Source organism: Cupriavidus sp. SK-4 (genome assembly GCF_000611125.1).
Lineage (GTDB): Bacteria > Pseudomonadota > Gammaproteobacteria > Burkholderiales > Burkholderiaceae > Cupriavidus > Cupriavidus necator.
In genome coordinates this window covers 1-10,165 of sequence record NZ_JFJW01000178.1, presented here as the reverse complement: position 1 = coordinate 10,165, position 10,165 = coordinate 1, and the positions used below count along the sequence as shown (strand labels likewise).

Here is a 10,165-nt window from a genome sequence, read left to right as displayed (position 1 = left end):
ATCGTCGAGAACATGGCGGTCTACTGCTGCCTGAACTGCGGCCATGTCGAGCATATCTTCGGACACGGCGGCGGCGAGAAGATGTGCGCCGACTACGGCGTGGACCTGCTCGGCAGCCTGCCGCTGAACCTGCAGATCCGCGAGCAGGCCGACTCTGGCCGCCCGACCGTGGTGGCCGAGCCCGACAGCCCGGTGGCCGAGATGTACCGCGCCATCGCGCGCAAGGTGGCGATCAAGATTGCCGACAAGGCGCGCGACATGACCAGCAAGTTCCCGAGCATCGTCGTACAGAACACCTGACCAGGGTGAACGATTTACGCGCGGCGCCCGTCGCGCGCTGACATGGAGCAATGGCATGAGACGCCTTCGCAACGCCAAGATCGTGGCCACGCTCGGTCCCGCGAGTAGCACCCCCGAGCTCATTGACGCGCTGTTCGAGGCCGGCGCCGATGTCTTCCGGCTCAACTTCAGCCACGGCACCCACGAAGACCACCGGCAACGGTTCGAAGCTATCCGCGCCGTGGAGCGCGAACGGGGCCGTCCCATAGGCGTGCTGCTCGACCTGCAGGGTCCGAAGCTGCGCATCGGCACCTTCGCCGACGGGCCGGTGCAACTGGCCGCGGGAGCCGGCTTCCGGCTGGCCCTGGACAGCGCGGCGCCTGGCTCGGCCAGCCGGGTCAGCCTGCCGCACCCGGAGATCTTCGCCGCCCTGAGCGAAGGCGTGGAGCTGCTGCTGGACGACGGCAAGATCCGGCTGCGCGTCGACCAGTGCGGTGCCGGCTTCGCCGAGACCACGGTCATCAACGGCGGCACGCTCTCGGACCGGAAAGGGGTGAACGTGCCGGACGCGGTGCTGCCGCTGTCGGCCATGACCGAGAAGGACCGGCGCGACCTCGACTTCGGGCTGGCGCTGGGTGCGGACTGGATCGCGCTGTCCTTCGTGCAGCGGCCGGAAGACATCCGGGAGATCAAGGCAATCGTCAACGGCCGCGCCGGCATCGTGGCCAAGCTGGAGAAGCCCGCCGCCATCCAGAGCCTGGACCTTATCGTCGCCGAGGCCGATGCCATCATGGTGGCGCGCGGCGACCTGGGCGTGGAGATGCCCGCCGAGCAGGTGCCGTCGCTGCAGAAGCAGATCGTCCGCGCGTGCCGGAAGGCCGGCAAGCCGGTCATCGTTGCCACGCAAATGCTCGAATCGATGATTGCCGCCCCCGTGCCCACCCGCGCGGAAGCGTCGGACGTGGCGACAGCCATCTACGACGGTGCCGACGCGGTCATGCTGTCGGCCGAGTCGGCCTCGGGCCGGTATCCGGTGGAGGCGGTGCGAATGATGAACAGCATCATTTCCCGCACGGAATCCGACCCGCTGTACCGCGACGCCATCGAGGCATCCCACACCCCGCCGCGCGCGGAAGCGGCCGATGCCATCGGCTACGCCGTGCGCCACATCGCGCGCTTGCTCAAGGTGCCGGCGACGGTGGCCTATACCAGCTCGGGCTACTCGGCGCTGCGCATGGCGCGCGAGCGGCCGCAGGTGCCCATCCTCGGCATGACACCCCGCATGGCAACGGCCAGGCGGCTGACGCTCACATGGGGCGTGCACGCGGTGCTCTGCCGCGAGGTGGTGGATGTGCTGGAAATGACCGATCTGGCCAGCAGCACCGTGCTGGCCGAGGGGTTTGGCGAAACCGGGCAGTCCATCGTCATCTCCGCAGGGCTGCCGTTCCTGGTGGCGGGAACCACCAACCTGCTGCGCATCGCGCAGATCTAATGAGGCGACCGTGTATTGCGGCGGCGTTGCACGGTTCCCGCTGACAGGGGTCACTGCCACCTCTGTCAGCGGGCCGGGCCGCTCCCCTTCCTGACCTCGACCCCCCTCGCAAGAGGCAGGAAATGCTGAGGCTTCGATCATTTGCCCCAACTTTCGTTGACGACGGATTTGGAAGACCCTGGCGGGGCCATTATGATGTGACCGAAGCACCGGGCAAATGATCGGGATGATGGTATCGAAACCGTGCAGAAGGTAATACCCTGCTAATCAGCAGGGTGCTTTTGGAGTCGCGCGGCATGGTGATCGGCTAGCCAGCACGAAAGCCTTGAACGGTGTTGGCGATGCCAGCGCCGTACATATGCTGGCGCGTGATCTAGTCTTCACGTCGACCCGGCGGAGTTCGGGCGAATCCGGGCGAAGGGCCCAATCAAAGCGCCAGTATCGGGGGGTCTGGACTGCCATGAGTATCGAGATCGGAAAAGACATCACTGCGTTTGCCGACCAGCTGCTGGACGCCGTATTCCTGGTCGACACAGGCGGCCGCATCCAGTATGTCAGCGCCGCGTGCGAGGGCATTTTTGGCTATACGCCGAAGGATATGGCGGGCGAATTCATCATCGATCTGGTCATGCCCTCCGACCGGGACCGGACCATTGTCGAGGCCAAGCAGGTCATGTCAGGAAAGAAGCGGATCGGTTTTGAAAACCGTTATCGCCACAAGGACGGCAGTGCCGTCCATATCATGTGGTCCGCCGGATGGCTCCAGTCGGAACGGTTGCGCGTCGGGGTTGCCCGAGATGTCACTGCGCTGAAGAAGGAGAGCATTCTTGACCTTGGGCTGGCGCTTTCTTCCGTCCCGCTGGCGCCCCACGAGCAGAAAGTCTTGCGGCTGTTGTTGACCGACGCATCGGAAAAGCAGATTGCCCAGCGCCTCGGCCTGGCCGTTTCAACGACCCATTCCTATGTGACCGGCATCTTCCGGAAATTCGGCGTCAGGGGCCGGGCCGGATTGATGAGCCTGTGGCTGGAAAACCTGACCAGGGACTAAATACGCAATATAGATTGTATTTCTCGAATACAAACTATGATCTGTATTTGTCAGAAACTTCGGCCCTGCGCCTCGTACACCGCATATCTCCACCAGCGCCGCCATCAGCGCCTGACCAGCGAACACTGCGATTTCGACACCGGCATGAACGCCTGCTCGCCCGGCACCGTGGCCAGCACCTTGTAGTAGTCCCATGGGTACTTGGACTCGGCCGGTGTCTTGACCTCGAACAGATACATGTCGTGGACCATGCGGCCGTCTTCGCGGATGCGGCCGTTTTTCGCAAAGAAGTCGTTGATCGGCATGGACTTCATCTTTTTCATCACCGCCGCGGTGTCGTCGGTGCCCGCTGCCTGCACGGCCTTCAGGTAGTGCGTCACCGATGAATACGCACCTGCCTGGCTCATGTTGGGCATCTTCCTGAGCTTGTCGAAATAGCGGCGCGACCAGGCTCGGGTGGCATCGTTCATGTCCCAATAGAAGGCTTCGGTCAATACCAGCCCGGAGGCGGTCTTCAGGCCGATGGCGTGGATGTCGTTGATATAGAGCAGCAGACCCGCCATGCGCTGCGTGTTGTTACGGGTCAGGCCGAATTCGGAGGCGGCCTTGATCGCGTTGACGGTATCGCCGCCGGCATTGGCCAGGCCCACCACCTGTGCCTTGCTGGCCTGCGCCTGCAGCAGGTAAGAGGCGAAGTCGCTGGTGGCCAGCGGGTGGCGTGCGGCGCCCAGCACCTTGCCGCCGGTCTCGTTGATGACCGCGGTGGCCGAGTCCTGCAGCGTGTGGCCGAAGGCGTAGTCCGCCGTCAGGAAGAACCAGGACTTGCCGCCGCGCTGCACCATCGCGCGCGCGGTGGTGTTGGCCAGCGCGTAGGTGTCGTAGGCGTAGTGCACTGACACCGGCGTGCACAGGTCGTTGGTGATGCGCTCGGTGCCCGGGCCGGAGAACACCACGATGCGGTTCTTCTGTCGTGCAACCTCAAGCACCGCCAGCGCCGGCGCCGACGCGGCCACGTCGAGGATGGCGTCGACATTGGCGGTGTCGAACCATTCGCGCGCCTTGTTGGCGGCGATGTCGGCCTTGTTCTGGTGATCGACCACCACCAGCTCGATCTTCTTGCCCAGCACCTTGCCGCCGAAATCGTCGATGGCCATCTGCGCGGCGGTGGCGCTGCCGCGGCCGGTGACGTCGGCATACAGGCCGCTCATGTCGAGCAGCATGCCGACCTTGACGACATCGTCAGAGACGGCGGCCCTGGGCTGGGCCTGGGCGGTGCCGCAGGCAAGCGCCGCGGCGAAGGCGAGGGTGCTGGCGGCAATGCGGCGGATCGCGTGGCGATGGTTCATGGTGTCTCCCTGATTTATTGTTGTTGGCTTATACCGTGGCGATCGGCGTCACCGGGGACCCCACCGCGCCGGGCAGGCGCAGCGGCGGGGCGGTGAGCTGGAAGCGTGTGCGGCCGTTGGCGCGCAGCCAGTCCGCCAGTTCACGCAGGTACCACAGCTCGCCCAGCGGCAGGCCCAGCTTGAACAGGCAGTGGTGGTGCAGCGGCAGCAGCGGGTGGCTCTTGTCGCCGTCGGGCGCGGGCCGGGCGGGGTAGCGTTCCACCGCGTAGTTGTCGGCGATCAGCGCGGCGATGCCGGCATCGGTGATCCAGTTCAGCAGGCGCTCGTCGCGGCCGTCCAGCGCGCAGCAGCTGTGGTGCAGCACGGCTTCATCGGGATTGCGCTGCATCGACAGCACCACCTCGGCAAAGCCGGTGCGCAGCAGCAGCATGTCGCCGCGTTCGACTTCCACCTTGCCGGCGTCCAGCGCGTGCATCAGGTCGTCGTAGCCGACATTGCGGAAGTCCATGCCAAAGGTGTGCGCCAGGTCCACCAGCAAGCCGCGGCCCTGCATGCCCTTGACCGCGAAGTTCTCGATGCCCAGCGCCTGCGCGGCACTGTGGTCGTGGCCGCAAGGGTGCGCGGCGAAGTTGTCGTCATCGGCATAGTCGACCGGGCCGACGATATGCTCGTTGGCGCGGTAGCCGTTGTAGTAGACGCGCTCCGGGCGGCCGTCGCCGTCGGCGTCGAACAGTGCGCCCACGTGCGCCAGGGCATCCCATTGCGTGCTGTATTGCAGGCACAGCAGCACCTGGTCGTCGCTGATGACGTCGGTGGCGGTGGGATCGACCTTGGCCAGCGGGAAGTTCAAATAGGGGATGTCGTCGCGGAGGGTAGGCCGCAGCACCGGCGGATGCCGGCGCGGGTTGAGCTTGTTGCCGCCGGGGTAGTCCAGCGGCAGCGACAGGCAGAAGCTGATGCCGGCCTGCACCTCGCGCGCGCCCTTGACGACTTGTTCCGGGCCGATCAGGTTGATGCGGCCGAGCTGGTCGTCGGGGCCGAAGTCACCCCAGTTGGAACCTTGCGGACGTTGCTTCCAGCGCATGAGTCATGCCTCCTGTCGTGTGCGTGGCCGAGGGAGCGGCCGGTGTATGGGGTATCGGTGCGGCGTGGTTGCGCGATGTGCGTGGCCACGCGGGAAGGTCTCCTGTCCGGTTCTCGTGGCATGAAACCGGTTGCATCCCTTATAGGCCATATTGCGGGGAATGGTCATTTTGCGGTGCAGCAGGATTACGGCGGGGTGGCATCCTTATTGATGCGGGTAATGCCGGCTCATGATGTGTTGTCGTACAACTAGGCTGAGGAAGCTGCTTATTTCCGCCCAGAAATAGCAGAGGATAGGGAATTCCCGGGGTCGGAGACGACCATAAACAGATAGAATGTTGTCCGACAACGTAACACTAAAAGTGCGCGACGCGCATCCGCTGGAGATGACATGGCAGTGACCCCGACAGCAGGTGGACAGGCGGCTCGCCCGCTGTACATCACGATGCACGCGAACGACAACGTCGCGATCGTGGCCAACGACGGCGGTCTGCCGGCGGGAACGGAATTCCCCTGCGGCCTGGTGCTGGCCGAGGGCGTACCCCAGGGCCACAAGGTGGCGCTGACTGATCTGCGCGAGGGCGACGCGGTGATCCGCTACAACGTGGTGATCGGCTATGCGCTGAAAGACCTTCCGCGCGGCAGCTGGGTCAATGAGCGCGTGATCCGCATGCCGGCCGCGCCGGAACTGCACGACCTGCCGGTCGGCACGCGCGTGGTGCCGCTGCCGCCGCTTGAAGGCTATACCTTCGAGGGCTACCGCAATGCGGACGGCTCGGTCGGCACGCGCAATATCCTGGGCATTACCACCACGGTGCAGTGCGTGGAGGGTGTGGTGGAGTTTGCCGTGCGGCGCATCAAGGAAGAACTGCTACCGAAGTATCCCAATGTCGACGATGTGGTGGGCCTTGAGCACACCTACGGCTGCGGCGTGGCGATCGACGCGCCCGATGCCGGCATCCCGATCCGCACCATCCGCAATATCGCGCTGAACCCCAATTTCGGCGGCGAGGTGATGATCGTCAGCCTGGGCTGCGAGAAGCTCCAGCCCGCGCGCCTGATCGGCGCCGGCACCATCCCGATCCAGCAGGAGGGCGAGCCCGACGTGGTCTGCCTGCAGGACGAGCAGCACGTGGGCTTTGCCTCGATGATCGATTCGATCATGGCCACGGCAGAGAAGCACCTGGTGCGCCTGAACGCGCGCCGGCGCGAGACCTGTCCGGCGTCTGACCTGGCGGTCGGCGTGCAGTGCGGCGGCAGCGATGCCTTCTCCGGCGTCACCGCCAACCCCGCGGTGGGCTTTGCCACCGACCTGCTGGTGCGCGCCGGGGCCACGGTGATGTTCTCCGAAGTGACCGAGGTGCGCGACGGCATCGACCAGCTCACCGCGCGCGCGGCCACGCCCGAGGTGGCCGAGGCGCTGGTGCAGCAGATGGCCTGGTACGACCGCTACCTGGAGCAGGGCAAGGTCGACCGCAGCGCCAACACCACGCCAGGCAACAAGAAGGGCGGCCTGTCGAATATCGTGGAAAAGGCGATGGGCTCGATCGTCAAGTCCGGCACCGGCCCGATCCACGGCGTCACCGGCCCCGGCGAGAAGGTCACGCAGAAAGGGCTGATCTATGCCGCCACGCCCGCGGGCGATTTTGTCTGCGGCACGCTGCAGCTGGCCGCCGGCATGAACCTGCACGTATTTACCACCGGGCGCGGCACGCCGTACGGGCTAGCCGAGGTGCCGGTGATCAAGGTGTCCACCCGCAACGACCTGGCACGGCGCTGGCATGACCTGATGGATGTCAACGCCGGCCGCATCGCCACCGGCGAGGCCACCATCGAGGAAGTGGGCTGGGAGCTGTTCCACACGCTGCTGGCCGTGGCCAGCGGCAAGAAGTCATGGGCCGAGCACTGGAAGATCCGCAATGCGCTGGTGCTGTTCAACCCGGCACCGGTGACCTGAGCCTCGGGTCTGACGGCACATCTTTGGGCGCGCCGCGAGCGATTCTGACCTGCTGATACTGGGGATAACGCCGCCCTTAGTCTTTCAAGACTTGCGAAGGCTCGTGGCCGAATCTGCAAACGGCCAACGAGACCGATTGATTGGTGAGCCAGGAGTGGCCTTGATGGCGGCGTCTTTCGTGGAGTGTTGCGCCACCTTCGACGCCGGGCATGCCACTACGCTCGACGTGACCGCTGATTTGCTGGACTTGCGCAAAAGGGTACTAAGCGAGAGCAGTTTCGGCTCTATGGAAGGCGCATGACGGTGATAGACGGAAAGCCGTGGGCTGGGCAGACGGTTGGGGTGACACCGAACCATCGGAAGGGACGATTGCGTGCTGCGATGCCCATGCGGCAGCGTTTCCACTTATGTCTACTCGGGTTCCGCCGTTTCCGCGTCCCGCCGGCCTCAGAGCTCTCAAGTATCTGGGCTCTGAGTAGGCATACGTCAAATGGGCAGGGCGAGGGTTGCGGCCCTCGTCCAACTACATGGGTTGCTCTAGACGCCGCCAGTTGCATCGATGGTCGACTCTATACTAGAAGCGCAACCGCCATCGACCGACTATCGCGCGCTCACGCTCACACAGGACGAAGGCAGACCAGGTGCTCTAGCAGGCCGCTGAAGTACTCGCTGCAGACGGGGCAAAGCTTCCCTCTGCGCGACGCACATGCCTCGTATTTTTCATAATCCGGAAGCCGGGCGTCATTTCATCGATTTTTACGCGATTTGATGCCAATTTTTAGCTTCCTTGGTCCCATTACAGGCCCTGCGGACGGACTTGTCCTAGCGTTCGCATCCGCACGAGGTTGTAAGCGGCCATGCTAAGTACAAACATCTGGTCGACCTTCTTCAAGCCGCGCACCATCACCTGACGCATGCGCCCCACCGTCTTGACCCAGCCGAAGCCCTGTTCGATCAGCTTGCGCTTCTGCTGCGAGATGGCATAGCCGACGCTGCGGGCAATATCATCGGGCACCGCCGAGCGTCGCCCAGAAGTGTTTTGTGCAACGTGCGGAGTGACCTTCATCTCCAGGCAAGCTTGGATGAATTCCTCGGCATCGTAGCCCTTGTCCGCGCCAACGGTAACTTCTATGCCAGGATCGTCAGTGACCTGCCGGGCATCGTTGAGCATGGCCTTCGCGGCCTCGCGCTCAGCATATCCGTCGGCTTGGGTCACCACCGCGCTTACCACCAGGCCGTGACGGTTGTCGCTCAAGGTGTGGCCCATATAGCGCAGCTCACTGGCGGTCTTGCCCTTGCGATAGAGCTTGGCGTCCGGATCAGTCTTGGACTGATGCGTCTCGTTGCTGCGCTTCTCTCCTCGGAAGCCGCCGGTGCCACCGCTGTCGCTGTCATCGCCATCGCCGCCGTCCTTGCGTACGAAGCTCTTGTGGCCGGCCCAGGCCTGAATCATCGTGCCATCCACGCTGAAGTGCTCACCCGACAGCAAGTTTCGCTTGCGCGCGATGGCCAGCACCTCGTTGAAGAACGTGATCACTGCATCGTGCTGGATCAGCCGTGCACGGTTCTTGGTGAACACCGTTGGCACCCAGACTGCGTCGTCCATCGACAGGCCGATGAACCAGCGGAACAGCAAGTTGTACTGCGTTTGCTCCATCAGTTGCCGTTCGGACCGGACGCTATACAGAACCTGCAGCAGCATCGCGCGCAGCAGCTTCTCCGGCGCAATGCTCGGGCGTCCGCCCTTGATATCGGCTTCGTACATGCTTGCGAACAGCCGATCCATCTTCGCCAAGGCCTTGTTGACCATGGTCCGGATCGGGCGCAACGGATGCGCTTGCGGCACGAAATCTTCCAGTCGCCGCATGGTGAACAGGCTTTCGGTGAGGGTGTCGGCGCCGCGCATGAATCTCGGATGGAGTGGTGTCTGGTTATCAACGCTTTGGTACGCTGCCGCGCTGACTTCGGGGCTAGGTATTTCAGCAACCTGCTAGGTCGATTGAGAGTGCGTTTCTACTATGAAGTCGAATGCGGGCTGAAGTGCGATGAGGAGGCGCTCCGATAGCTCGTAAAGGTCCGTGTGAAGAGACTTGGCTGTATCGAGCCCATCGCGGTGGTATTTGTCCAAGTTCTGGCGGAAGACGTCGCCCAACCCGGGAGAGCGCTGAATCCCTGCTGCTTGAAGCATCACGTCGCTGTAGCCGGAGTTATGGGCTACATTGTTACGGCTTGTTCTCAGGGAAGCTACTCTTTCCTCTGCGGCCTTGAGGACTTCGAGTGCGTCGGTCAATCCGACACCGGGAAGAGCGCTATTGACGCGGAGATTTGCGCCACTACGCTCAAGTTGCTTCGTCTCCATGAATGCAGCGCTCCCTGCCAACAGGAACATTCTGTCTACGGCACCTACTGCGCGAAAAAGGATGTTCTCGTAGTGGTACTGGTAGTCACGTTCGTGGAACGACCCATCCTCGGCAAGTGTCCCTCGGAGGAACTCTCCGGCCAACGAGAGATAGTCCAGCGAGGTTTGAATCTCGCCGGTACGCTCTATGATAGACACTGTCGCTAAGGCGCTGGACGGCAACGATACGTCGGGACCTCCACTGGTCAGGCTTTCCAACTGGACCAACGCAATCTCGCGATATATGCGCATCAATTCCGCGAGGGAAGGGTGGTCGTATATATGAATGTGCTGGTCGGTCATGGTAGAGATGTTGGGTGGCTCGTTGTTTGTCATCTTTCCTGCCAGGATTCGGGCGACGCTAGGTGCCAGCCGCTGAGAAGGGGAGAGACGCAGAGTTCCTGAACGCCACGTCCGATTAGTCGCGGGCCGAGTCCCAGAACTTTTGATGCCGCCTTGCCTCTGTCGCTTTCAATTCATCGGCGAGGTTCCTTGCATCTTCCTGCGCCAGCTTCCCACGCTCCGGGGTTCTGTAGTGGTCAAGTTATTTCGGACAGGCAGA

8 protein-coding genes are annotated in these 10,165 nt (G+C 63.4%); 4 read left to right on the top strand and 4 right to left on the bottom strand.

The window, feature by feature from the left end; genetic code table 11:
* From CF68_RS33690 to CF68_RS33680, 3 genes are all read left to right on the top strand, one after another.
* On the top strand, positions 1-300 hold a 300-nt coding region (locus tag CF68_RS33690), incomplete at its 5' end, for a P-loop NTPase (protein WP_152548600.1).
* 55 nt (positions 301-355) lie between these two features.
* On the top strand, positions 356-1,771 hold the full coding sequence (pyk, locus tag CF68_RS33685; RefSeq protein ID WP_035827589.1) for a pyruvate kinase: 1,416 nt from the start codon (positions 356-358) through the stop codon (positions 1,769-1,771).
* 460 nt (positions 1,772-2,231) lie between these two features.
* Entirely contained in the window at positions 2,232-2,819 is a 588-nt protein-coding gene (locus CF68_RS33680) for a helix-turn-helix transcriptional regulator (protein ID WP_084187589.1), read from the top strand.
* Positions 2,820-2,923: 104 nt separating this feature from the next.
* Here CF68_RS33680 and CF68_RS33675 read toward each other — a convergent pair whose 3' ends face one another.
* Positions 2,924-4,165, bottom strand: a complete 1,242-nt coding sequence (locus tag CF68_RS33675) for an ABC transporter substrate-binding protein (RefSeq protein WP_035827587.1) — start codon at positions 4,163-4,165, stop codon at positions 2,924-2,926.
* A 28-nt stretch (positions 4,166-4,193) separates the two neighbouring features.
* The gene (locus CF68_RS33670; protein ID WP_035827585.1) at positions 4,194-5,249 is read right to left on the bottom strand and encodes a cyclase family protein; all 1,056 of its coding nucleotides are present in this window, start codon (positions 5,247-5,249) and stop codon (positions 4,194-4,196) included.
* Positions 5,250-5,639: 390 nt separating this feature from the next.
* Here CF68_RS33670 and garD point away from each other — a divergent pair, with 390 nt between their 5' ends.
* On the top strand, positions 5,640-7,205 hold the full coding sequence (gene garD / locus CF68_RS33665) for a galactarate dehydratase (RefSeq protein ID WP_035827583.1): 1,566 nt from the start codon (positions 5,640-5,642) through the stop codon (positions 7,203-7,205).
* A 796-nt stretch (positions 7,206-8,001) separates the two neighbouring features.
* Here garD and CF68_RS33660 read toward each other — a convergent pair.
* Positions 8,002-9,111, bottom strand: a complete 1,110-nt coding sequence (locus tag CF68_RS33660) for an IS5 family transposase (RefSeq protein WP_035827581.1) — start codon at positions 9,109-9,111, stop codon at positions 8,002-8,004.
* A gap of 84 nt (positions 9,112-9,195) precedes the next feature.
* Positions 9,196-9,939, bottom strand: a complete 744-nt coding sequence (locus tag CF68_RS33655) for a Cthe_2314 family HEPN domain-containing protein (RefSeq protein WP_152548599.1) — start codon at positions 9,937-9,939, stop codon at positions 9,196-9,198.
* Between the last annotated feature and the right edge of the window lie 226 nt (positions 9,940-10,165).